Below are 326 nucleotides of genomic sequence, written 5' to 3'. Positions count from 1 at the left end.
AATATGAACGAGCTTTCTCAAGGAGATATCTCGAAATACGTTTCGACAACTGAGGAAGTACAACATGAAGGACCTTTCGATATTATTGTAGGTATTGTACCAACAAATATTATCCAATCTATGGCTGAAGGTGATATGCTTGCGATTATCTTCTTCTCCGTTATCTTTGGTCTGGGTGTTGCTGCCATCGGGGACCGAGGTAAGCCAGTTTTAGGCTTCTTCCAAGGTGTAGCTGATGCTATGTTCTGGGTAACGAACCTCGTGATGAAATTCGCTCCAATTGGGGTATTTGGTTTAATTGGTGTAACCGTTTCCAAATATGGATT

Annotated in this window: 1 protein-coding gene; it reads left to right on the top strand. The window is 41.4% G+C overall.

The genetic code is table 11. From position 1 onward, the window contains the following. Positions 1 to 326 (top strand): dicarboxylate/amino acid:cation symporter (locus tag H131_RS22925; protein ID WP_010861521.1); only part of this gene is annotated, 326 nt, incomplete at both ends.

Source organism: Lysinibacillus sphaericus OT4b.31 (genome assembly GCF_000392615.1).
Taxonomy (GTDB): Bacteria; Bacillota; Bacilli; order Bacillales_A; family Planococcaceae; genus Lysinibacillus; species Lysinibacillus sphaericus_B.
The sequence above is the reverse complement of the archived record's forward strand: the minus strand, read 5'-3'. Positions and strand labels throughout refer to the sequence as shown.